The organism is Catellatospora sichuanensis (assembly GCF_007483665.1).
Taxonomy (GTDB): domain Bacteria; phylum Actinomycetota; class Actinomycetes; order Mycobacteriales; family Micromonosporaceae; genus Catellatospora; species Catellatospora sichuanensis.
Map to the genome: position 1 here is coordinate 15,225 of NZ_ML660183.1, position 25,153 is coordinate 40,377.

Genomic DNA, 25,153 nt, shown 5'->3' on the forward strand with positions numbered 1-25,153 from the left:
GGTTTCCCAGGTCCCGTATCGCAGTTGGGTGGTCAAGAGGACCTGTCCAAGCTAGTCACCCGCTTCCAGCGCACCGTCCGCAAATTACGACCTCGATCCCTCACACCACGTCGCGATAGTCCAACGGGCCATCGTCATCGTCATGATCCGACGCCAGCCCTTTAGCACAAAATCAGCCCAGCTGAAAGCCGCGCTCAGCACCAGCTGACCAGGTCCTTCAACAGGTACCAATTTCACTCCCGAGCGTCGTCCGGGGCGGATCCTGCTGAAGGTGGTTCAATCCAGTATGGCCACAACGCTGTTAGTTGACCTCCAGGAGATCCTCCGCTCGTTGATCACCGAGGTCGGAGAACCCGAAGAGATCTGGATGTTTGGATCGCGCGCATATCGAACTGGCAGCACTAGAAGTGATATTGACTTGCTGCTCGTTGACCGCAAGAACGAAATCCGCAGAAACCGGCTACTTGAATGGCGGGAGAATGACGTTACGCGGCGGAAGGTGTTGGACTTCTTCATAAGCCGCGACGGCCATATGGCTGAAAGCGTCATCAATGGAAGCGTGCTCCCACATCGCGCTGATCTTCCAACGGAGCTTGATGCGATTCCACTTTGGCGCAATGGGAGCTTCGAATCGGACGGACTGTGGCAGCACGACGTCGACGCCGATACCGATTTTAAGATGACTATTATTCCGACAAACTTCAGCCGGACTCTGGCTGAGCTTCCGGGCGAGCTTGCGAGGTTGCGCCTCCCCAACACGTTCATGGGAAGCAATTGGCAATCCATTGCCATGTATTGCTCGGACGTCGCTGTGCGCGCCGTCGCGTCGATAGCTCAACTAGGAAGAAGAGCAAAGTGTATCAACACAGAGCGCGCATACCCCACTGACGAATATGACGTGCAGAACCTACTATTCCTGGCCTTAAAGCCATGGCTCCCCGATCTTGAACTGAGTCCGATGCTCATCAAGTATGCTGACCAAAAGAAGTTTGCCGATCTTGCTGCCGTACAATCGCAGCTCGTTATCGAGGTCAAGTTCGTTAAAGCAAATGACCCAAGCGGCAACGCTCAAGTCGTGAAGCAAATCGCTTTCCTTGGCAATCTTTACAGACAGTCAGCGAGCGTCAAGGCAGTAATTATTCTCATCGTTATCGAATGGGACGCCACCGGGTGGGATGGGTCGAAAATCGATCATGATCATACGGACTGGAATCACTCGCCTGTGTTACTTACGCGGAGCATCTCACTACCCAAGCCCGCAAACGGACGGTAGAGAAGGCCGCTGGAGTTCGCGTCTTCGACTGTCCGCCCCTCGCCCCCTCCCTGTGCGAGTGGGTGGCTTTCGTCCGCATAGGCAGCGAGCGCGGTCGCGACTTCGTACACGTCTGCTCTGACATAGGTTGCGGTGCTGCCGACGTTTCGGTAGTCGTTGTGGCCGGCGTAGGCGCGGGCTACGGCGTAACCGAAGGTTCGTTCGACCCACGTGAGGGTGGTGTAGCGAAGCCAGTGGGTGCTGACCTGCTGGGCGGCCACCCAGGGGACGTACTTGCCGATGCGCGCCCACAGGACGTCGTATCGACGGCGGGTGATTGGCTGCCCGTTTCGATTTCGCAGGAGGTGGTCCAGAGCCTGTTCCACTCCCCTGCCAGCAGCATGTTCGAGCAGTCGAGTCATCAGGGTAGGCGTCACTGGCTGCCATCGCTCGGTGCCGCCCTTTTCGCGTAGCCGGAGAAGGCACCATTCTTCATCAAGGTCACAGCGGCGCAGGACCAGTGCCGCGCCGCGGCGGCATGCGGTCTGCCGGTGCAGATCGAGTAGGAGTGTGTCAAGGTCGGGGTCGTGGCCGGTTTGATCTGCTGCATGCCAGATCTGCTCGACCTGTTCGGCATGAAGAGCACGTCGCAAGCTCGGGGCACGCAGCGGTTTGGCGACCTTGGCGGCAGGATTGTGTTGTTGTGGTAATACTCCATCAGCTACCGCGAATCTGTAGAGACATCGCAGAGCCCCGATGAGGTGTTCCGCAGCCGCTCGTCCGCCTCTAGCGTTGCGCCTTTGGACAACACGGTTCTTCATCTGCTCGGCGAAGGATGCGATCTCCACCGCGGTCAGATCGTCGATTCGCCGGTGTCCCCACTCTGCCCGTACGCGGTTCCAGTAGGTCTCGTATACGGTCAGCGTTCCTATACTCACGGCCTGGGACACGTGGTCGATGTACTCATCGAATGTCGGCGCGATGGTACCGATCAGCTGCTCGGGCTTTACTCCTAGCCGTGCCAGGAGGAAGCGCGCTGCTGCAAGCTCATCCATGGGCAGATTCATGGTGACGCTCATGAGATCGGCTGCGCCGTCAAGGCGTCCGAGTATGCCTGCAACACGCTGCCGGCCACAGGCAGCGTGTACATCACGATCACATCCCTGTCGCGCATAGCCGCCAGGAAAAGCCGGTCACCGGCGTGAAGCTGCATACGGCGACGGATCGGCGCCGACAGCCTCAGGTGGCCCTGCCCAGTAATCGCGTGGTAGCCGCGGGGGCGGACAACTATCAATCCCGAACGGCAATCTGCCGTGACGGAGACGGGTAGGTTTGCCGGCCAGTTCATAAACCTGACTGGTGTTTGGTCCGCAACACGCCCACTGGCATCGATGCTCGATATCGCGTAGCGACGTGAAGGGTGGTCTCCCTGCTGCTGCGCTCGAGTCGGCACGCATACGGTCCTGCGAGAGTCTTCAGACTCAGGTGCGCTGTAACAAATGCAGCTCCGGGCTGCAACCGTTTCCATGTAACTCCTCCAGGTAGCTGCGGAACGACAGCGATCTAGGGTCCCCTCGACGAGGCAATTCTGATCGGGTGCAATGCGAATGTGCCAGCGTCGGGCTCGGTTTCATCCACTCGATTGACGTCAGGAACCGACCGCAGTGGAGCGCGACGGGCTGCAACTAGATCCTGAGCCGCCATGCGCCTTTGTCGCTGGCCATGATCGATTGTGCGAGCCCCACATACGCCCCAACCGCTGCGAACGTCATCCCTACCAGCTCCGAGCAGCACCCCTAACGAACCAGGCTGGCCACGGATTCAGTCAAGCGCTGATCAAGGCAATGCTGCTCTGCGAGTCGCACGCGGACCACCATTCGCTGATGGTTCTGCCCGACCACGACCGCTACCGACGACCTGACCCACCCCGCCAGCGGCAGCCGGAGTCCACGTCGTCCTCCTGCGGCCCGAGGGTGTTCTGCAAACGGCGACGTGGACACCGTGACCATAAGGCCGACACACGACGCCTACGACGGAACGCTCCGTCAGCTGTGACCGTCAATGTCCGTTTCGGACCAGAACCGACAAGGCACGTCTCCGGTACAGTCCCGGGCATGCCTCAGGCAGACGTCACCAGGGCAAAGGCCATTCTCGACGCCGTGCTTATGGTATTCGAGACATGGATCGGGGAGGACGACGCGAACACGTCCCTGGCCAAGGGACTGATGACGTCCGTAGAGCACGACCACGCTGTAGCAACAGCCGGCGCGATCCGCGCGACCGCGATCCGACTCCTCGGCGAACTCATGCCGGCAAGTGCATACACCGCCCTTCTCGCCGGCCTGGAGAGCCTATTCCCGCGGTCGCACGAACCCGTAGGTGAGACATCCGGCCGCTGGCGCGATCCCGACCAGCGAACCGTGGCCGCACACAGCCTGTTGAAGTCGGCCGCCGCGGCACAGCGCCGCGCCGAACGAACCGCCGACCACGCACGTCGCACGCGGACCGCCGCCGCCCAGGCAATGTTGAACTCGACCGCCGAGAAGGCGGCACGGCTGGCAGCGCAGGAAGCGCAGCGAAAGGCAGACGCAGAGGCCCAGGAACGACGACTCGCCGAACAGGCAGCAGCGGTGAAACGCTTCCGGTGCCAGGCAGACCAGGTGTTCGCCGAGGACTTCCTTGGCGCCGACATGTGGTTTCGCGCCCTGGATACCGGTGGCCACGTTACCGCGGACGACTTCGACCGCTGGCGGGCTGAGTTTGTCCAAGCCTGGGCGCGGGAGGTCCTCAACGACCACCAACTTGACCTCGATCAGGCGCGCGCCGTCGCCCAGACCTCCCGGGACTTGCGGCTCGTCGCACGTGCCGGCAGCGGGAAGACGCGGACGATCGTGACCCGCGCGCTGTTCCTCCAACTGCACTGCCGGGTCGACGCCGGCGCGATCATGCTCGTGGCTTTCAACCGCAAGGCCGTCGCCGAAATCAGCGACCGCATCCGTCGAGGACTGCCCCAAGGCTCGGCGACACCTCACGTCGTCACGTTTCACGCCCTGGCGTATGCGCTGTTGCGCCCGCAGGAGGATCTCGTGTTCGACGACGCGGACGCCGAGTCACTCGCCCAATCCCGCAAGATCCAAGCTGTGGTCGACGACTTCCTCATCGAGCGAACACCCGAGGTCCGGCGTGCGATGCTCGGGCACTTCAAGGACGACTGGAAGGCAATCCAGCGGCGCGGCCTCAACTTGGACCGCGACGCATTCTTCCAGAACCGCGCCGAGGCGACGAAAGTGACACTCCGCGGCGAGTACGTGAAGTCGCGCGGCGAACGTCTGATCGCGAACACACTCTTCGAGCACGACGTCGAGTACAAGTACGAACGCACCTTCGCACGAGCAGACTTCAACTACCGTCCCGACTTCACGATTCTCGTTGCGGGCGAGGCGCGTGTCGTGATCGAGTACTTCGGTGTCACCGGCGACCCCGCCTACCTCGCGAACGCCGAGAAGAAGCGGTGCTTCTGGGCCGATCAGCGCGACTTGACGTTCTTGGAGTACACACCTTCCGACATCGCTTCGACCGACGAGCATGCGTTCCAGAACCGACTGCTCGAACAACTGCAGCTCGCAGGGGTCCCTCATCGTCGCCTGAGCGAGGACGAGATCTGGCAGCGGGTTCACTCACGGGCCGTGGACACGTTCAGTAAGACGGTGTGCCGGTTCGTCGACCGTGCGAGGCAGCTAAACCTGACCGCCGACGACCTGCGGGACCGGACCGCCGAGCTCGACGCCGACGAGAGCGTGACCGACTTCCTCACACTCGCCGCCGATGTATACGAGCAGTACCTGGCACGAGCCTCGGACGAGGGTTACGAGGACTTCACCGGAATCGTCTGGCGAGCCGCTGCGCAGGTCCGCGCCGGCGCGACGGAATGGGTCCGGGCCGGTGGATCCGAGCACGGCGACCTGCGGAGTCTCAGGTTCCTGCACATCGACGAATTTCAGGACTTCTCCCAGATGTTCATGGAGTTCGTCTTGGCGATCCGCAGTCAGAGTCCCGAGGCCTCGCTCTGCTGCGTCGGCGACGACTGGCAGGCGATCAACGGTTTCGCCGGGGCCGACCTCCGAATCTTCCATATGTTCGAGGAGGAGTTCCCCGGCTCGACGACGCATCAGCTCGCGACCAATTACCGGTCGCCCCGCCGCGTCGTCTCGGCGGGCAACACCGTGATGGCCGGTGTCGGCACACCCGCACGGGCAGCAAGAGAGGACGAGGGTGCGGTACGGATCGCCCGACTGGACTCTTTCCGCCCGACGCCCACCGAGCGCGATCGGTTCCCCGGCGATGCGGCGACGCCGGCGCTGCTACGACTCGTCAAGCACGCACTCGACGGTACTCGGGGCAACGTGGTCGTCCTGTTCCGAGGCAACACCGTGCCCTGGTTCACCGACGCCAGACAAGGCGCCTTCGTCGGCAAGCTCGAGCGGTACCAGCGCCACATACGCAAGCATTTCGGCGATGACGAGGCCAAGCGCATCGAGGTGACCACGTCGCACAAGTACAAGGGTCGAGAGGCATACTCCGTCATTGTCGCCGGCGCGGATAGCAAAAACTATCCGCTCGTCCACCACACGGCCGCACTCTTCGAGGTCTTCGGCGACACCGTCGATCGGCTGGTCGATGCAGAGCGACGTCTCTTCTACGTCGCAACGACACGAGCGCAGGCATCATTGTGCTATCTGGTGACCGCAGAGCAGGCGTCGCCGTTCCTACCAGCCGTCGTGGCCAACGCTGAGACGGTCGTGTGGGCCGATCTGCCGGCAGCCGTGTCCCTGCCGACGTCGATGGTCGTGATCCGGATCTACGACGCCTACGACATCAAGGAGACCCTCAAGGATCCCTATGGCTTCAGGTTCGACAGGGATACGGAGACCTGGTATAAGTACCGTCCGGCTAAGGACTTCGACTTTCCGTCAATCCGCCGACTACTTTCCTTCATCGGTCCACGCCTGATCGAGGTCAGGAACGACTCGAACCAACTGCTTCATCAGGCGGGAACCCGGATCTCACGCGCGGCCTTCTGAGCAGACCCTTCCGCCGCCGTCACACCGGCCTCGCCACCGCGACGCCTCCGATCCTAGCTGCCTGTCGTTCAACTTCGGCCGGAGCGGCGGGTACGCCCCAGGCGGCGAGGACTCCGGTGGGTGATCCTGCGGGCGCGGCTGACGCCTTGGCAGTTCCAGGTGTTCAACCTGCTGTTCATCACGGTGTAAAAGAACATCATCCTGCTGCTGATCAGCCGTCCGCGTACACGGCGCTGATCCGCCCGCGGCCCTTCGGGGCGCTGGACGCCATGGTCGCGGTGGTGTTCCTGGAGTGGCTCGCCGGGGAGACCGTCGCCGACCAGCAGCAATGGAACTTCCACCGGCGCAAGAGCGCGGCGATCGCGAGCGGTCGCGAGTCCGAGTCGCGGTTCGCGCGCACGGGCCTGTTCCGGCACCCGCGCCACCCCAACCACTTGTGATGGCAGGCGCAGTGGCGGGTGGTGTTCGGCTTCGGCGTGGTCGCTGCCGGTTCGGTGACTCAGTGGACGGTTCTGGATGCGGTCCTGCCTACCGCACTGTTCGTCGGCTAGACGATCTTTGCGGAGAGCCTCACCCGCTCCCGCTACCCTGAGTACGCCGACACCGGGCGGTCACCTCGCCGATCGTGTCCTGGCCGCCGCGACGCGGCTCGCACGTGCCCCCGCCTCACGGCGTGGGCATGTGCGAGTCGGTGACCCGCGACGCGGTCAGGAGGCCTCACCGAGCGGGCGGTGGCGCGTGTAGGCCGAGGTGAGCGTCGCACGGGCCGTCATGAGCTCGGCACGGCGTGCTTCGACGGCCGCCGTCTCGCTCTCCAGCGGTGCGGCCAGGCGCAGCGCCTCACGTACCGCCGTGACCGATTCTGCCCACGGCACGCCGGGGCCCTCGATCATGAGCCGCTCAGCGATCTCGGGAGCACGGGCGGCGATCTGCTGGGTCAGCTCCTCGCGCTTGCGCTGCTGCTCCCGGCCGAGCTGCTCGCCTTTGTGTTCGCTGATGCCCAGACGGGTCAGCGAGAGCAGGACCGGTGCCGCCTCACCGACCGCCGATATCCAGCGCAGCTGCTTGGCGAGCTTGGCGGCGTGCGTCGGGCTGTTCACCCCGCCGGGCTGACGCAGGAACTCGACGAGCTTGCGGGTGGGACCGTCGTTCTTCAGTTTCGCGAGTTGTCCGGCCGCCGCGTCGCTGGTGAGCACGTCGGTTTGGTTCAGCAGTCTCAGTGTGTCCTTGGCGGTCTCCGGATTGAGCGCCGCCACCAGCGCGTCGTACTCGCCTAGAGTTCGGCGGGCGGTCTCCGGCGTCATCTCAGCGCCCGCCTCATAGATTTTGCCTAGTATCGTCTTGGCGTTGTTCGCCAGCAGGTCGACCGCCTGCATCCGCCGGTCGGGGCCGGGTTCGGCGCCCGCCGCCGGCGTGTGGCGCTGGGCCAGCAGTTCGTTCACCGTGCCACGCAGGTAATCGGTCGGTAGCTGGACCTGGGTCCAGCTCTGCAGTTCGACCTCGGCCCGGCGCGTCAGATCCACCAGGATCTTGTTCGACTGTGCCAGCCATGCCTCGACGTGCTGTCCGATGCGGCGAACGGCCTCGTCGGCCAAGGCGTTCTGGTCCTCTTCGACCGAGACGCGCGCCACTGCGTTCAGCTCGCGTCCGATGAGGGTCTGCAGCCGCGCGCGGGCGCTCGCGTCGACGGTGTCCAGTTCGTGGCGCAACGCCGCCAGCTGGTCGGTCAGCGCCCGGCGCCCGTCCAGTTCGGCGGTCAGCCGCTCGATCTCGGTGCCGGCCTGTGTGATCGCGACGTCGGCCAGGTGCCGCCAGTGGCGTCCTGCCGCAGCGGTGCGCAGCTGCGCCCTGCGAGCGGACAGGCCTGCCAGGGCCGAACCGAGCGCACTCACGCCGTCCCAAGCGCGGGAGCGGTCGTACGCGGCCAGCTGGGGCTGCGCGCGGCGGGCCTGCGCCCCGCTGCTGTCCGCGGCGACGACGACGATCTCGGGCAGGGCACGCCCGGGCAACGCTCGCTGCAGGGCGCTGTGCAACTGCCCCCGCTTGCGTTCGCACAGTTGCCGGTAGCCCTCCGGGTCGTCGACCGGGTCCGTGCCCATGGTGTCGCCCCGGGCGATCACCAGCAGAAGCGCTCCCGGCGGGAACACCGCGTCGCCTGCCGCGGCGAGAAACGTCCCTTCCACCAGTGCGGCGGCCCGCTCGACGTCGGTGAGCACCAGTTGCGGCCCGATCAGCAGCACCAGCGCGTCGGTGAGGTCGATGGCTTGCGCCGCGGCCGTGTCATGGCTGTCCTCTCCGCTGTCCAGCCCGGGGGTGTCCACATAGGTGAGACCGTCTACGGTCACCGCCTCGGCCAGGAACGTCTCGCGACGCGCGCTGGCGGTCAGCCAGCCGGGCACGGTCGCCCCGGCATCCACCAGCAACCGCTTGAGCAGGCTGGACTTTCCGGTGTTGTACGGTCCGGCGACGGTGATCCGCACCGACGGGGTGGCTGCGAACTCCTGCCACCGGCCGTGCCACCGATCGACCGTGGCGGAACCGAGGACGATCGCCGCCGCCGCGGTCACCTCCGACGGCGCCCATTTGTCAGACATCGATGCTGCTCCCCTTGGTCAGATGGGCGGCGGCGGACTCCGCCGCCGCGGCGTACCGGTCGGCGCGGGTCTGCGCTTCGGCGAGGTCCCGCTGGTCACGCTGGCCTTCGCCACGTAGGTCGGCGGCGAGTTCTACGAGTGCGGCGCGCTGGGTGCCCAGCTCGGCGAGCTGCGGGTCGGAGTCGACGATCCCGTTGGCGGTGAGGTCGACGGCTTCCCGCAGTTCCCTGCGTCCCTTCTCTCGGTCCTTGGCGGACTTGCCCTCCTCCATCCAGCTGTAACCGAGGTCGGCAACGGTCGTCACGACCCCCACGTACGGCGTGACCTTGACGACGCGGCCCAGGAAGGTCGCGAATCGGCCCACCTTGACCACGTTCGATGCCGCCTTGGCGATCCGGCCGACCACCGCCGACAGCCGGTTCAGATCGCTGAGCTGGAAGAGCGCGCCGTGGCGGCCGAGGAACCCGGCCGAGACGGCGGCCTGCGGAGTCTCGAACGCCGCTCGGAAGTCCGCCTGCCCGGTACGCCGGTCGACGACGGCCGCGGTGGCCAGGCCCCATGCCTCGACAGCGCCGCTGGTGGCGGTGCGCCACTCGTCGATGACCTGTCGGGCCTCCGGGTGGGTGTCCAGTTCTTTGATCATTTTCTGGACACTGGCCTTGCGCTCGGGCGTGGTGGCCTGTTCCCAGTCCATGAGCAGGCGTTCCACCAGGTCGTTCAGGCTCGCCGACAAGGCCACGCGTCGCTGCGCCGCGAGCACGTCGGCCGCGTCGGCCCGCTGCTCGGCGTCGGCCGCCAGCACGGCGCGCTGCTCGGCGCGGGCGGAGATCGCCGCCAGCTGCGCCTGTGCCTCCTGCCGCAGGGCGGTGAACCGGGCCACGCCCAGGTGCAGCACCGCGGCGTCGGTGCCGTTGGCCGCCAGGGCGGCGCGGCTCTCACGCAGCACCTCGACCAGCTCGGCGAACCCGTCCCAGTCCTGGCCGCCGCGGGCGTAACGGAACGGGTCGGCGGCCATGCTGACGACCTGCTCGCCGATGCCGCCGGGGTCGGCGCCGCCCGCTGCCATGAGCTTGACCAGTTCACCGGAAAGTTCCAGCTCCCTTCGGCGGCAGCGGGCGGCGAAGGCCACCGGCGCGTCCACGGGGTCGATGCCGATCTCGTCGACCCGGTGGATCACGAACAGGCAGCGACCGGGTTGCGCGCTGATCCCGGCCCCGGGGTCGCCGAGGAGCAGCGTCTGGAGTTCGGAGCGGTCGCCGACGGTGATGTTGGGAGTGAACAGGTAGACGATCAGGTCGGCCTGCTCGAGGGCCGCCCGCGCGGCGGTGCGGTGCGCTTCGGTCCCGGACTGGAACCCCGGTGTGTCGATGACCGAGTACGACTCCCACGCGTACGCACGGACCTGGTCGGTGGTTGGGACGGCCCCGACGGCCAGACCGTCCGGGACCGCCGCGCCCGCCTCCCGGAACAACCGCCGTACGAACGAGGTCTTGCCGCTGCTGTAGTCGCCGCACAGCACGATCCGCGGCGGCCTGCCCCCGCTCGCCGCGGTCAGCTCGCGCAGCACGTCCCGGGCCCGGAAGTCGTCGGAGAGCCCGCTCAGGCCGTCCAGCCACGTGCGAGCAATGCCGGGCGGAGGCGAGCCGGCGATCCGGGTGAGCAACGCGCGGGTCCGCGGGCCCACGAGGCGGTGCTCGGCGGGGAACGGCTCGGCGCGAGGGTGGTCGTCGAGGTCGGTGTCGGTGAGGAAGGCGGGGTCGGCGCACCAGTCCTCCCCGAGCCACACCTCGTGACGGCACTGGCGGTCGTCCATGCCCCAGGTGGCGGCCAGCCGGGCGGCCGTCCGCGCGGCCAGGGTCCGGGTCGCCCGCTCGGCGGCGAGTTCATCGGCGAGTTCGCGCAGGCGCCCCGTATGCGCCTCGGACCGCCGGCGTAGCGCGTGGACCGCCAGCCCCGCGTCGATGAGCCCGGTCACCTGCGCGGCGAGCGCATCGACGGTGTGCAGGACCAGCTCGGCGCACAGTTGCCGTTCCCGCTCGTCGAAATGGCTCTCGATGCCGGCGCGTACCTGCGCCTTCGACGCTGCCCGGGTCTCTTCGGCCTTCTGCGCGGCACGGCGGCGCAGGAACCGGCCGATCACGTCGCCCAGCAGACCCCCGACCGCACCGGCGACGATGCCGACCGGGCCCAGCAGCACCGCAGCGGCCACCGACCCGATCGCGATCACGGCCGGTACGGCGTACCCGGCGACGCGGAGCCTGCGCCCGGCCTTCCCGTCGACACCCAGCGGTTGGCGCGACGCCGCACCGCCAACGAGGTTCATCCGCTGGGCGACGACGTTCAGCCGGTGCTTGACGTGCTCGGCAAAGGTCTGCCGCACCTCGGTCACCGCGTCGTCGATCGCCTGATGCGGCAGGATCTGCGACAGCAGGGTCTCCGCGTCGGCGACCTCCCCGTCGGCCATCAGCCGGTCGACGATGGTCTCGCCTCGGGTTCGCGCCTCGGCGCGTACCGCGCCCAGTTTCGCGCTGACCAGGTTCTCGGCGTAGAGGCTGATCGAGCCCTGGCCGCCGGGGCTCAGCGGTGCGCCGCGCTCGCGTTCGAGTTCGCGCAGGCGGTGTACGAGGCGGCCGAGGGTGGTGTCGGGGTTGGCGGCGTCGGGGCCGAGCAGCGCCGGGTCGCCGACCATGAGCAGGATCTGGGTGATTCCCTCCTCGACGGCCGCGGCGGTGCCACCCGCGGTGGCGCCGAGATCGTGCCAGGTAGCCGCCAATGCATCGGCCTCACCGGCGATCTGCCGCTGCTGCGATCCCAGCCGCAGGGCAACCGCGTGCTCCTGGATGGTCTCAGTGAGCAGCTGCTCCAGCCGAGGCAGGTTGGACCAGGTGAGCACGGTCGGGGTGTCGAACCGCCGACGCAGCTGGTCGCGGGTCTCGGCGGCGGGTCCCCGGTAGACGTCGCCGCGTGCAAACACGGCGCGCATGCTGTTCACGGCCACGACGGGAACGTCGGGCAGACCGAGGACGGCCAGCTCGGTGCGGATGCGTTCGGCATGGTCGGCGACGTCCTGGCTCATGTCCAGGCGGCCTTGCAGCCCAGGCACACGGTCGGGGCGGCGCCACTCGTGCTCGCGGACGTTGAGCACCGCGACGGCATGCTTGCCGTAGCCGGCGACCCAGCGGGCAACCTGGTCGAACTCGGCGGCGGTGGAATTGGAGGTGTCGAAGCACAGCAGGACCAGATCCGCCCGGATGAGGCCGCGGTAGGCCTGCGCGCGCAGCTCCTCGACCCCGTGGGCGCGACCCCAGCCGAGGATGCCCGGGGTGTCCACGAGCACGCCGCCGGGCCAGGTTACGTCGGCGACCTCGACGGTCCAGTCGTTCTCGCAGGGCGAGATGCCCGAGCCGTCCCCGCCGACGAAGGCGTTGATCAGCGTGGACTTGCCAGCTCCGGTACGCCCGAACATGACCACGGTGAAGTCGCCGACCTCGGTCAGCCGCTCGGCGACGATCTGCCGGAACTTGTCGACCGACAGCGTGGCCACGTCCACCTCGGCACGTAGCAGCTGACGTACCCCCTCGTCGGTGCTGTCGGCCGCCGGGATGGCGAGGTCGTCGATGACGCGTTCGAGCCGGCGGCGCAGCCGCTCGGCTTCGGGGCGGCTGCGGGCGACGGCGTCCCAGCAGGCTTCCTGCAGCGCCGTGATGGTGGGGTCGGGGGTCGTCATGGGTGGTCTCCTCCCGCCTGGGCGGCGGCCAGCGCTACCAGCGCCTTGATGTAGCGGGTGACAGGGTGGTCCGTCCGGGCGTCGCGCAGTCGGCCCAGTTGAGCCTGGCGGGCCTCCTGAGCCCTTGGACTCTCCGATCGTCAGACCGTGCGGGCTGTCAGGTGAGCTGCGGCGAAATGCCCTTCACCCCGCCGAAGACCTTCAGCGCGGTCGCGGTGACGGGCGCCAGGACGTGGCTATAAGGCCCTAGGATCATGGGACCGGGTCGGCGGCTCAGGCTCCCCTGACTTCGCGGCGTGCAGCCGTTTCGAGGCCGACGAGATCTACCGACCTGGACTTCCTCAGGGCCCGCGTGTCTGAATCACTGCGATTCGTCCAGGTCATAGCTGCCATTCCTGGCGCAGTTCCGCGAGGAGTTGCTTGTGGCGGCGCTCCACGACCTCGGGGGTCCATTCGGCTTCCGAGAGGACCTGGCTGGTCAGAGCAAAGGTCGACACGCCCATGCCTCCCAGGAAGTAGATCTGCTTCTTCTGGGCGAACTCGTAGTTCTGGGCCTGCGAATTCTTGGACCGGTTGAGCAGAACGAGGTTGCCAAGCCGGTGGATCCACTCTTTACGCTGCGTGGCATCAAACAGCTGGGTCCACGCTGAGCCACGGTTTGGCTGCTGCGGCAGCACGTGCTCAACGGTCACGATTGAGTGCACGTAGGAGACGCCGGGGTTCTTCGCCAGCGCCTCGTCGAGACGGAGCAGGACGTACTTCCGGATCTTGTTGGCGAGGTAGACGTCACCGTCGAGGAGATCGACGGTTTCGTGACGCTCCTGGTCGCTGAGCTGGAACGACGGTGCAGCCAAGTCGTGACCCTCGTCAAGCTCCCGCAGCAGGGATGCGTAACGCATGACCCGAGGGGTGGTGTAGACCCGTCGCACGTGCATGCTGGCCGCGAGCCGCTCCAGCGCGCGCAGGAACTGGTCGAGCCAGGCGGAGTCGTGACCGTTCTTGCGGAGCGCCCACAGCGCCAGGGGACGCCAGTCATTGTTGTCGAGCTGCGCTAGCCGCGAGAACCAGGCGTTCACGTTTGCGGCCCCAGTCGGCGCCGTGAATCCGCGCTCGCGGATGGTGACATAGGCGTCGGCATAGGGCGTGAGTACGTCGTCGACGAAGTGCCTGCCCTTGTCGGGCAGGTAGTCATCGAGCACCTGCCTCTGGAACTCGGTGAGCAGCCCGTGCACGGCGCGTTTCTTGCCGAAAATCATCCGAAGGTGCAAGAAGAGGTCGGCGAAGGCGTCGCGTCCTACGGCCTCCTCAGCATCTTCCCACCTACCTGCATACTCATGCGATTGTGGATCGCCGATGCTGCCGATGACCTTGGACTTGAAGATGTCCGCGGGCGAGAGGTCCAGGCCGCGTGAGTTCATCACGCTGAAGATGCGGTGTGCGCTGTTCAGGTCCGGCGTGCTGACCACGACGAGGTACGTCCGCTTGCTGAGCATTCGCACCAGGGCAAGCCGGCGCTCCTCGGCCCACTCGGGCTTGGTCAGCTTCTCGTACAGTGCTCGCACGTTGGCCTGGACGGCGATCTGGGCGCCAGTCGACAGCGTATGCGTGGGAACGTATCGCAGATCCGCAGTTCCGCCCGCGGTCTGTATGTGCTTCTCGAAGAAGTCCTGGTCGCGCTTACGAAGCCGGAGCCTCGGCTCCGGTTCGTGGGCAAGCGCGATGTCGCCCGGCTCATTGATCATCTTTTGAAGCGCGGAACGCAGCTCGTCGTTGTCGGTCAGGTCCCGCAGGATCGCCAGCAGGATGGTGAGGGTCGTGAGCCGCTGCTGCCCGTCAATCACCTCCGCCTCGGCGTGGCCCGAGCGTTTGACCAGCACGACCGACCCCAGGAAGTACGGTTCATCCGGATCTCGGTCGAGGGACTCAGTAAGGTCGTCGAGGAGCTGCTCGGCCTGCTCCCTCTCCCACGCGTAGGGACGCTGGTACTCCGGAATGCTGAACCTGAAGTCGGCGCAGAAGACCCGGTGCAGCGGCACCTCATGGGCCTCAAGGCGGTAGTCCATCGACACGTGTCCTTTGGGGTTGTGAGTGGCGGGTTCCGCGCCCGAGAGGTTCGGCGCCCTGCGAGATCAGACCTTGGGCAGGAAGGGACTCGGCGAACCGATGTGAGAGAGGTAGAGCATGTCCCGCGCCCGGGTGCACGCCACGAAGAGCAGGCACCGTTCGCGCAGCAAATCCTGCCGGTGGGCGATCGGGTCTTCGCCTTCGTCGGCGAGCGCCTTCCGCGCCGGCAATGTCGCCGCATCAACGCCGACGACGGCCAGGCACTGGAACTCCAGGCCTTTCATCGCGTGCATCGTGCCCACTCTCACCACGTCGCCTTTGCCGGTCACCGGGCCGGCGGCGATGCCTGCGGCGGCGAACGTCTCGGTCACTGATCGGACCAGCTGGCCGTGACGAGCGGCAACACCGATCGCGTGGGGCTCAACACCCTTGTCGAGCCATGAGCCGACCTGGCGGACCAATGCCGCGGTCTCGGCGGAGCGGTCGGTGTACGCCGCCACGGCCGGCCGGCGTCCGTGAGTCAGCGATCGATACCCGGTGAGGTTGTCGCCCTCGTCGTCCAGCCCGACCGGTGCGACGCCTGTCAGCACGGAGACGGACCAGGCGAGGATCTCCTGGGTCGTCCGGTAGTTGACCTTCAACTTCCGGCTGCGACCGCGGACCGCGATGCCCAGGCTCGCCAGCGACACCTGGCTGTCGTAGATCCGCTGATGCGGGTCGGCGACGATGAACATGTCGTTGGGCCCGGCTGGGACCAGCGCCCGCAACAATCGCCACTGGGCCGGGTGCAGGTCCTGGCCCTCGTCCACGACCAGATGCCGGTAGATCGTCCTGCCCGTCATGGTGAGCAGGACAGCCGCTTCCTCCGCCAGCTGCAGGTGGGTGCTCTGGCCCCATTCCGCGAGCTTGCCGGTGACCTCGTTCACGGCGTTCCAGATGCGCTCGCGCTGCTCGTCCCCTCGCACGGGCCCGCCTCGGCCCCGCCGGGGAGCCGTCAGGTAGTCGGTCAGCCCGGTCAACCGCTGAGCGAGGATGACCTGCTCCCATTCCCGTTCAAGGAACGTCGCACTCACACCTGTGGCAGTCGTGGCGGCGGTCTCCCAGAGATGGCGCATGGCCTGGTTGTCCGGCACGCGCGGTTGGCGGCCGTGGATCTCCGTGAAGATCCGGTGCGCCAGCCGGTCCACGTTCAGGATCTCGATGCGGCCGAGGATCGCGGGATCATCGGTGAGCAGTGAGAGCTGGCGTTCCAGCGCATCGGCCAGGTTGCGAGTGAACGTCGTCACCAGGACCTGCCGGCCGGAGACCCCCGCCGGAAGCTGGCGCGCGAGATGGACCGCGCGGTGCAGCGCCGTGATGGTCTTGCCAGTTCCCGCACTGCCGGTGACGAGGGCAGGGCCGTTGTAGACAGGCTGGTAGGCGATGTCGCGCTGGGTGGGGTGGAGAAAGATGCGCCAGGCGTCGAACGGGTGAGCGAGGACGTACTTCAGCTCCTGTGGCCCGGTGACGAAGGCGAAACGGTCAGGAGTACGAGCCGCTGCCGCGAGCAGGTCGTCGGCGTCGATCGCCGCTGGCGTCGCGGTGAGGCGCTCGCTGAGCTCTCCCCACACCTCGTCGGCGGTCATGCCCGCGGCCAGCCCTGTGAGAACGTCGTGCTGGACCGCCGGTAGCAGTCCCGCAAGCGCCGTGAGCTGCGCGTCCGTCGCGATGACCCGGACCAGTGGCAGAACCGTCGCATCGATGCCGAGCCGCCGCAGGTCGGCGTCGGAGACGTTGTGCAGTAGCGCTGCCGGTGCCGCCGCGGCGAGCTTCGTGTAGGTCTGCTGGACCTCCTCCAGCTTGTCCTGATTCCGCACCTCCAGGACGCCCAACGCCTGGTTGACGGTGAACCGGTGGCTGATCGCATAGGCGATGGCGTCGTCGTGCGGCAGCACCGTGATGAGGAGGTAGTCGGTTCCGGTCTCCGGGGCGAGCACGACGCCGCGATAGAATTGGTTGATCCGGATCGTGCGTATGCGTGGATCGCGGGCGTTGTTGAGCTTTTCCAGGTGAAGTCCGGCGTGCGTGTGCTCCGCGAACCGCGTGATCGCCGCGTCGACCGCCTTCTGCACGGGTTTCTGCAGCTTGGCGTAGTCAGCGAGGAACTCCTTCGCGATCGCGAGCCGTTGCATGCGTACGTCCTCCCGTGTCTTGTCTGTCCGCATCGCACATAGGCGAACCGACACCATAGCGACACTTTCTGTAGCGATCCACCGCCGGGACGGGCAGTTTCGACGGCTCGGTGGCTGGTTGCGGGCACGTTTCCGGCGAGTAGGCCGGTCCGGCAGGCCATAGTCTCGGCGAGCGTCGGAGCTCTCCGCCGGACCGGTGTCGTGCGGGGTCGGATCTACGACAGCGAGACCGGGGTCCCGCCCGAGAACGCCGAGTCGTGCAGCTCCAGCCGGGTCAGCTTCGCGCCCTTGGGGATGTCGAAGACGATGACGCCGGTGACCTGATTGCCGGGGTTGATCTCGTTGAGCAGTGTGTTGGCATCTTCGTTCACGTAGATGCCAGCACCGCTGTCGGCGCTGTACTCGGCCTCGCCGGCGCCGTACGCCTTCTGGTTGCTGTCGCTGAACAGCTGCGGCTCCTTGCCGATGTTCTTGACCTTGAGCGTGACCAGGCAGAACTGCCCCTGGGCCTTCGCGCCGAACAGATCGCTGCCCACTTTGGCGACCCCGCACTTGACCTTCTGGACGGTGAACTCGAACTTGCCGTCCCGAACCGCCTCACCCACCTTGGCGGCTTTCGCGGCCTCGGGGGCAGCGGTGTTCTCCTCCGCCCCAGCCGCCGCGAGCGCATCGTCCGAGCCGTCCGCTGTGTTGCCGCCGGCACCGCACGCAAGGGTGAGCACCGCCAGGAGCGACGCGGCCGCGACGGCAAAGGCGTTCTTGCTGGTCATTGAACTGTCCTCTCGAAGAAGCGAAGCGGCCTGAGCGGATTCCCGGAGGAAAGCTCGAAACCGGCCATGCCATGAGAGCACACTGTGAACCCAGTTTTCAACTAGTTCTTATGACTCGACGCGCGTCCATAGTTCGCCTAGAGTTCACGACACACGGCGGCGGCTCCGCACCTGCACAGTGCCGGCCGCTCTGCCAGACTGCTCACGACGCGTGGCAGGGGTCGCACGGAGAGGAGTGCCGGTGTCGGACACAGCGGTGGAAGCGTTGAAGGTTGGTGCCCTGGTGGCCGTCCGCGGCCAGAAGTGGGTAATCAGCGACGTCGCACCTGGCCGCAGAAGCCAGCTCGTGACACTGCAGAGCGTCGAGGACGGCCGCTACGGCGAGACACTCGACGTGATCTGGGAGGTCGAGCCAGGCCGCGAGGTGCTCCCTGACCGCCCGCTCCCCCAGGTGTCGGCCGGCGAGTTCGACCCTCCGCATCGCCTTGCCGCGTTCCTCGACGCGGTGCGCTGGTCGGCGGTCACGTCCGCCGACGTCAAGACGCTGCAGGCACCCTTCCGGTCGGGTGTCGCCATCGAGGATTACCAGCTCGAACCGGTGGTCCGCGCGGTCGATGCGCCCAGGGTGAACCTCTTGCTCGCTGACGACGTGGGCCTCGGCAAGACGATCGAGGCCGGCCTGGTCGCGCAGGAACTGCTGTTACGCCACCGGGCCAGGCGGATCATGGTGGTCTGCCCGGCCGGCCTGACGGTGAAGTGGCGCGACGAGATGGCCGAGAAGTTCGGCCTCGACTTCACCATCATCGACGCCGAGCGCTGCGCGGTGGTGCGGCGGACCTACGGCTCCGCCGCCAACCCGTTCATGGTGTACCCGCTGACCATCGTCAGCCTGCCGTGGCTGCGCGGCCAGAAGGCTCAGCGCCTGCTCGACGAGGTGCTACCCGCCGACGGACCCGGCACCCGTCGCACTTTCGATCTGCTCATCCTCGACGAGGCACACCATGTCGCTCCGGCCGCGCCCCAGCAGGTGTACGCGGTCGACTCGCAGCAGACGAAGCTGATCCGGCGCATCGCGCCGCACTTTACGCACCGCCTCTTCCTATCGGCGACCCCGCACAACGGCTACCAGGCGTCGTACACGGCCCTGCTGGAGATCCTCGACGACCAGCGCTTTGCGCGAGGTGTGAAGCCCGACGACGCCGCGGTGCGCGACGCCGTCATCCGCCGCCTCAAGCGCCACATCATCGACCCCGACACCGGCAAGCCACGGTTCACCCAACGCGACCCGCAGGCGATCCCGGTGGAGTACCCAGAGGACGAGCGGGCGGTCCACAGCCTGCTCAAGCAGTTCGCGGCGCTGCGGCGCAAGCGGTTGACCTCGCAGCGCGGACACCGGGCGACCGACCTAATCACGCTGCTGCTGAAGAAGCGGCTCTTCTCCAGTCCGGCCGCGTTCGCGCACACCGTCGCCGTCTACGCCGAAACCCTGCGCGCCAAGTCCGGGCCGGTGGCCGCGAGCACCACCGACGAAGTCCCGGAGTGGCTCGACGAGTTCTTTGACGACGTCGCCACCTACGACGACGAGCAGCTAGCCGAGGCCGAGGACGGAGCGCTCGGCCGGGCTCGGCCGCTGCAACCCGACCCAACCGCCGACGAGCTGGGCCTGCTGGAGCAGATGGAGCGCTGGGCCGTCGCGCACGAGGCACAGCCGGATGCCAAGGCCCGCGCCCTGATCGACTACCTGAAGGCTGTATGCCTGCCGGATGGCAGGCACTGGACCAACGAGCGGGTCGTCGTCTTCACGGAGTACCGCGACACGCAGCGTTGGCTTGCCGAGCTGCTGCGCCAGGAGGGCCTGGCCGGTGAGCGGCTGGAGCAACTGCACGGCCAGACCCCCACTGACGAGCGCGAGCAGCTGCGGCTGGCGTTCCAGGCAGATCCGGCGGAGCAGCCGGTGCGGATCCTGCTGGCGACCGACGCCGCCAGCGAGGGCATCGACCTGCAGAATCGCTGCCACCGGCTCGTCAACTTCGACATCCCGTTCAACCCGAACAAGCTCGAGCAGCGCATCGGCCGCATCGACAGGTATGGGCAAACCCAAACACCAGAGGTCCGGCACTTCGTCGGCACCGGCTGGAAGCACGCCGTCGATTCGTACGAGGCGGATCTGGAGTTCCTCTCCCGTGTCGCTGCCAAGGTCGCCCAGATGGAGGAAGACCTCGGCGCGGTGAACGCCGTGCTCGCCGAGGCGGTGCAACGGCATATGTTGGGAGACCGCAGCGTCGACGTCGACGCCATCACCGCGCGGGGCACGACGCAGCACAGCAGCCAGGCCGCCGCACTCCCCGTCGAGACGCAGCTGCCCGAGCAGGTGCGCCGCCTGCGGGCGACCGTCGACGACACAGTCAAGGAACTGGGAATCACGCCCGATGCTGTGAAGCGGGTCGTCGACACGGCCTTCGAGCTGGCCAAGCAGCAGCCGCTGCGAGCCCACCTCGACGACAAGCACCTGGTGGGCGGCCTTTACGCGGTGCCCCCGCTGACCGGCTCGTGGCAGCGGGCGACCGCCGGCCTGACCGAGAAGCTGATCCGCCCCGGCGAGACGCCCCGGCAGATGCCCATCACCTTCGACCATCAGGTCGCTAAGGGACGTGACGGCATCGTGCTCGCCCACCTCGGCCATCCGCTGGTCACGATGTCGACCCGGCTCCTGCGCGCGGCCGTCAACAACGACCGCATCGGCCTGCACCGGGTCACTGCGATCGTCACCGATCACCCGGACCTCACGGAGACGCTTGTCGGTGCATACTCGCGGTTCGTGCTGGTCGGCACCGACGGCATACGGCTGCACGAGGAGGTGCTCTACGCCGGCGGCTGGGTCCCCAAGGACGGTGGCCGGTTCCGCCGCCTGGAGAACCTCACCACACTGGGCGGCATCCTCGACCACGCGCTCACCTCCGGCACGCCTGCCGCCGAGCACCTCCAGCAGCGGATGGCTGCACGCTGGCCGCAGTTGGCCGACAGCGTGGTGGCCGCGATCGAATGGCGCCGCAAGGACCGGCAGGAATCACTGCAGCGCCGTCTCGAACACAGGCGCGAGTCCGAGGAAAAGCGGATCAATACCAACCTCGACCGCTTCGCAGCGACGCTGAAGAAGGCCCTCACCGTCGACGAGGAAGACGCCCTGTTCGGCCTCGACTTCACCAAGAGCCGGGAAGAGCTGGCGCAGTACCGCAAAGACCGGCAGTCATGGCATGAACGCCTGGCCGGTCTGGAGGAGGAGCGCAGCCGCGAGCTCGCGGCGGTCGCCGACCGCTACCGCGACCCCCAGCCGCACACGTTCCCCGTCGCCGTGGTGTTCGTCATCCCGAGGCAGGAGGCCACCCGATGAGCCGACCGTTCCGCCGCCCCGCCCCCGACGGCGCTCAGCAGCACCGCGACTGGCTGAGCCTGATTGACGTCAGCGGCCCGTTCCTCAGCCTTCCGGTACTGCGGACCACCTGGCCGACGCTCGACCCGCTCGACAGGAAGGTGCGCGAGCAGCTGCGCACTGAGCACGCCCTGTGGGCCGACGCGCCCGCCGACGGGCAGCGCGCCTGGATCGAGTACGTGCTGGGCGACCTTCTCCAATGGGGCGATACGCTTCGCTTCGACGTCCCGGACACGTTCACCGTTCCGGTCGCCGAGCACGACACCAGCCTGGCTCCGTCATTCCTGACGGTCGAGCCCGGCGAGGAGGTCGAGCCTCGCAGCGTACGGCTGCTCGGCATGATATGCCCGTCCGGCCAGCACCCGACGGCTCGCGTACCCGACTCGGACTGGGTGGCGACGCCCGCCGACCGGTTGGCCCACATGTGCCGATACCACAACGTCGAACTCGGCTTGGCCACGAACGGACGCTGGTGGACCCTGGTCTGGGCACCGCGCGACGGCGTCACCACCACCGCCGTCTTCGACGCCACGTCCTGGGCCGAGGCCGCCGAGCGCGATGTGGTCCGTGCCTTCGTGTCGGTGCTCTGCCGCCGCCGCTTCTTCGGCGTGAAGGACTCGGAGAAGCCCGCCGTGCTGCTGCGCGCCAGCCTGGCCAGTCAGGAGGACATCACCGAGGCACTCGGCGTCCAGGTGCGCCAGGCGGTCGAGCTGCTGGTCGCGGCGACCGGCCGCGCCGATGTCGCCGACCGCGAGCACGGCGGGCCCGGCTTGGCCGACATCGAGGCGCACGATGTCTACCGCGGCGCGGTCGCGGTGATGATGCGCGTGGTATTCCTCCTGTTCGCCGAAGAGCGCGGCCTGCTGCCCGCCGACAACGACCTCTACGCCTCCGCGTACTCGGCTGGCGGGCTCTGCGCGGAGCTGGAGCAGCGCGCGAACGAGGGCAGCGAGGAACTGCTGGAGCACAGCCACGCCGCCTGGCACCGGCTACTCGCTCTGTTCAATGCGGTATACCACGGCATCGAGCACCCACGGCTAACCCTGCACGCCCACGACGGCTCGCTGTTCGACCCAAACACCTACCCTTGGCTCCCGCTGTCCATCGACGACCGGACCGTGCTCCACATGCTGCGGTCAGTGCAGTACGTCCAAATCGGCACCGGCAAGTCGAAAGAGCGGCGTCAGCTCAGCTTCGCCGCCCTCGACGTCGAGCAGATTGGGTACGTCTACGAGGGCCTGCTCTCGTTCGAGGGGTTCCGCGCCGAGTCCGTCACCGTCGGGCTGATCGGCAAGGAGGGCTTGGAGGCGGAGGTGCCGCTGAGCCAGCTAGAGGCGCTCGCGGCGCTGCACCGAGACCCCGTGAAGCTGGGCGAGGTCCTTACTGAGAAGTACAAGGAATCGAAGATCGGCACCGCGGGTGCGCTGGCGAAGGCGTTGGCGCCGCTCAATGAGGTGGAGCGCGAAGAGGCACGTAAAAAGCTGCTCGCAGTCACCCGAGGGGAATACGAACTGGCGGGCCGGCTTCTGCCGTTCTACGGCATCATCCGTGCCGACCTCCGCTGTCTTCCCGTGGTCATCCTGCCAGGGGCGCTGTTCGTCACCGAGTCAGCGCTGCGCAAGAACACCGGGACGCATTACACGCCGCGCAAACTCGCTCAGGATGTGGTCAAGCACGCACTACAACCACTGGTATACGAGCCCGGGCCGTTGCAGACAGCCGATACCGAAAGGTGGAAGCTAAAGTCCAGCGGACAAATCCTGTCCTTGAAGATCGCCGACATCGCGATGGGCTCTGCCGCCTTCCTTGTCGCGGCGGCGCGGTATCTCGCGGACCACCTAATCGAAGCTTGGAAGCGCGAAGGGGTCATCGCCCAGGAACATCAGCCGGCTCAGGCAGTGGATCCTGAAAACGACCCGCTGGTGATCGAGGCTCGGCGGCAGATCATCGAGCACTGCCTTTACGGCGTGGACATTAACCCTATGGCCGTTGAGATGGCGAAGCTGTCGCTGTGGCTGGTCTCTATGGACCCGCAGCGTCCCTTCACATTTCTCGACGACCGCCTAGTCGCCGGTGACTCCCTGCTCGGTATCACGTCTCTGGAGCAGCTCGAATACATGCACATGGACCCGAAACAGGGCCGCGAGCTGCACGAGGGCACCCTGCTGGACTGGACGTCCGGCGTCGGATCCGATGTCGCCGAAGTCGCCGCGCGGCGCCGGATGATCTCCTCGATTGGATCAGCGGACGACCCGATCGCCGCGCTCGCCGCCAAGCGCAACCTGCTGAAGGCAACCGAGGACAGGACGGAGCGGCTACGTTTCTTCGCTGACCTGGTCACCGGGGCAGCGCTCGCGGGATCACGCAAGGGCGCGGGCTCCAAGGATCCCAACGCCCGTGCGGAGATCGACGAGGCGAAAGCGCGCGGCCGTGACGGCTACTACGCCGAGGCCGCTCGGCTCGCCGACGAAGTGATCAAGGTCGGCGATGAGCGGGCAGCACGAAAACAGCGCAACGAGTGGCTCGCCATCGACCAGGTCATCGGCGGGTTCGCCCGAGAACCGCTGCACTGGCCGCTGGTATTCCCGGAGGTTTTCGAGGCCGAACGCGGCGGCTTCGACGCGATAGTCGGGAATCCTCCCTTTGTGCATGGTTCAAGAATCTCGAGCACGTCAGGTACAGCCTACCGGGAACTACTCGTCAACGAGATCGCCCAGCACACGAGAGGCAACGCCGACATCGTTGCATTCTTTTGCCTACGCATTCATGCCCTTCTGAACAAAACAGGCCAGGCCGGCCTGATAGCGACCAATACTTTGGCACAGGGCGATACAAGAGAGATCGGCATAGATAGAATTTTGGCGAGCGGTACGGAAATCCGCAGAGCGATAAAGAGTAAGCGCTGGCCCTCACGGTCCGCCAAAGTGGAGTATTGCGCCATCTGGACGACCCAGGTTGCGATGAGCAAAGACTCTGTCCGCCTGATCGACGGAGAAGTCGTACCTGGCATCACAGCCACCCTGGATCCGGCGTCCACCATCTCCGGCAATCCCCATAGGCTTAAAGCGAACACCGGCATTGCTTACTACGGCACCTACGTACTGAGCATGGGCTTCACCATGGAACCTAGTGCCGCAGCAGAATTGATCGCGCGCGACCCGAGGAATAAGGAAGTCCTCTTCCCCTATCTCGGCGGTAGCGACGTCACCGACAGTCCTTCATTTACAGCAAGTCGTTGGATCGTAAGTTTCCGGGATTGGTCTCGAGAACGGGCCGAATCCTATCGAGAGTGCTTCGCGCATGTCGAGGCTTACGTCAAGCCCGAGCGAGAGAAGAACAGCAGTAGCCAGCTTCGCGAGTACTTTTGGCGTTACAAGCGCCCTACCCTTGATTTGTTTGCCGCGTTATCAAAGGTGGACCGTGCGATCGTAATCACACGCCATAGCAAGATGGTGCTTCCCGTCTTCGTGCCTAGTGATCAGGTCATTAGCGATGCTGCAGTCGCATTCGTCAACGATGACCCGGCAATGTTGGGCCTACTGAGCAGCGCGGCCCACTACTGGTGGGCAGCCAGTTTTGGGTCAACCCTCAAGACCGACATCAGGTATGCACCCACCGACATCTTCGAGACATTCCCGCGCCCGGAGCTTACAGGGGAGCTACGTGCACTCGGCAACCGGCTAGACATTTTCCGCCGCGAGGTGATGCAAGCCCGCCAGGTCGGTTTGACTGCTACCTACAACCTGCTCCATTCGCCCACCTGCTTCGACAAGGACATCGTCGAACTGCGAGAGATCCACCGGGCAATCGACGACGCCACATGCGAAGCCTATGGATGGACGGATCTGCCTCGCGGTCTCGCGCATGGGTTCCAGGACCTCGGTCGGGAAATTCGATACACGATTGAGACAGGCGCGCGGCGAGAGATCCTCGATCGGCTGCTCGAACTCAACCACCAGCGCCACGCCGCAGAGATTGCGGCTGGCGATTCCGGCAAGAAGAAGCCGGCCCGCCCCAAGGCCGACTCAGCTTCCGATCAGGCGAGCCTGTTCTAGGCGGTGAGG

Annotated in this window: 11 protein-coding genes; 5 read left to right on the forward strand and 6 right to left on the reverse strand. The window is 66.4% G+C overall.

Going from position 1 to position 25,153, the window contains the following annotated elements:
- Nucleotides 1-286 precede the first annotated feature (286 nt).
- Nucleotides 287-1,273 (forward strand): PD-(D/E)XK nuclease domain-containing protein, encoded by a 987-nt coding sequence (locus FLL47_RS00065; protein WP_144118311.1) that lies wholly within the window; start codon nt 287-289, stop codon nt 1,271-1,273.
- Here FLL47_RS00065 and FLL47_RS00070 read toward each other — a convergent pair.
- Nucleotides 1,213-2,331 (reverse strand): tyrosine-type recombinase/integrase, encoded by a 1,119-nt coding sequence (locus FLL47_RS00070; RefSeq protein WP_246157403.1) that lies wholly within the window; start codon nt 2,329-2,331, stop codon nt 1,213-1,215. The genes FLL47_RS00065 and FLL47_RS00070 overlap by 61 nt on opposite strands.
- A gap of 1,035 nt (nt 2,332-3,366) precedes the next feature.
- Here FLL47_RS00070 and FLL47_RS00075 point away from each other — a divergent pair.
- Together FLL47_RS00075 and FLL47_RS43510 are read left to right on the forward strand one after the other, a co-directional pair.
- Nucleotides 3,367-6,333 (forward strand): UvrD-helicase domain-containing protein, encoded by a 2,967-nt coding sequence (locus FLL47_RS00075; protein WP_186315487.1) that lies wholly within the window; start codon nt 3,367-3,369, stop codon nt 6,331-6,333.
- A gap of 116 nt (nt 6,334-6,449) precedes the next feature.
- Complete coding sequence (locus tag FLL47_RS43510) at nt 6,450-6,773, forward strand: DUF1295 domain-containing protein (RefSeq protein WP_222105922.1); 324 nt, start codon at nt 6,450-6,452, stop codon at nt 6,771-6,773.
- A gap of 267 nt (nt 6,774-7,040) precedes the next feature.
- Here FLL47_RS43510 and FLL47_RS00085 read toward each other — a convergent pair whose 3' ends face one another.
- The 5 genes from FLL47_RS00085 to FLL47_RS00105 all read right to left on the reverse strand — a co-directional run bounded on the left by FLL47_RS00085 (nt 7,041) and on the right by FLL47_RS00105 (nt 17,659).
- A complete protein-coding gene (locus FLL47_RS00085) occupies nt 7,041-8,927 on the reverse strand; it encodes a GTPase (protein ID WP_144118313.1) in 1,887 nt (628 codons plus the stop codon).
- Nucleotides 8,920-12,654 (reverse strand): GTPase, encoded by a 3,735-nt coding sequence (locus FLL47_RS00090; RefSeq protein WP_144118314.1) that lies wholly within the window; start codon nt 12,652-12,654, stop codon nt 8,920-8,922. Before FLL47_RS00090 ends, FLL47_RS00085 begins: the two co-directional genes overlap by 8 nt.
- Nucleotides 12,655-13,034: 380 nt before the next feature.
- Nucleotides 13,035-14,717: a DUF262 domain-containing protein gene (locus tag FLL47_RS00095; protein WP_144118315.1), complete on the reverse strand. Its 1,683-nt coding sequence runs from the start codon at nt 14,715-14,717 to the stop codon at nt 13,035-13,037.
- A 66-nt stretch (nt 14,718-14,783) separates the two neighbouring features.
- A complete protein-coding gene (locus FLL47_RS00100; RefSeq protein WP_144118316.1) occupies nt 14,784-16,889 on the reverse strand; it encodes a UvrD-helicase domain-containing protein in 2,106 nt (701 codons plus the stop codon).
- A 215-nt stretch (nt 16,890-17,104) separates the two neighbouring features.
- Complete coding sequence (locus FLL47_RS00105; protein WP_144118317.1) at nt 17,105-17,659, reverse strand: DUF4352 domain-containing protein; 555 nt, start codon at nt 17,657-17,659, stop codon at nt 17,105-17,107.
- A gap of 256 nt (nt 17,660-17,915) precedes the next feature.
- On the opposite strand from FLL47_RS00105, the gene drmD reads away from it, so the two are divergent.
- Entirely contained in the window at nt 17,916-21,050 is a 3,135-nt protein-coding gene (gene drmD / locus FLL47_RS00110; RefSeq protein ID WP_281286629.1) for a DISARM system SNF2-like helicase DrmD, read from the forward strand.
- Nucleotides 21,047-25,144, forward strand: coding sequence for an Eco57I restriction-modification methylase domain-containing protein (locus FLL47_RS00115; protein WP_144118319.1), 4,098 nt, complete (start codon nt 21,047-21,049; stop codon nt 25,142-25,144). The genes drmD and FLL47_RS00115 overlap by 4 nt, the downstream gene beginning before the upstream one ends.
- Nucleotides 25,145-25,153: the final 9 nt, after the last annotated feature.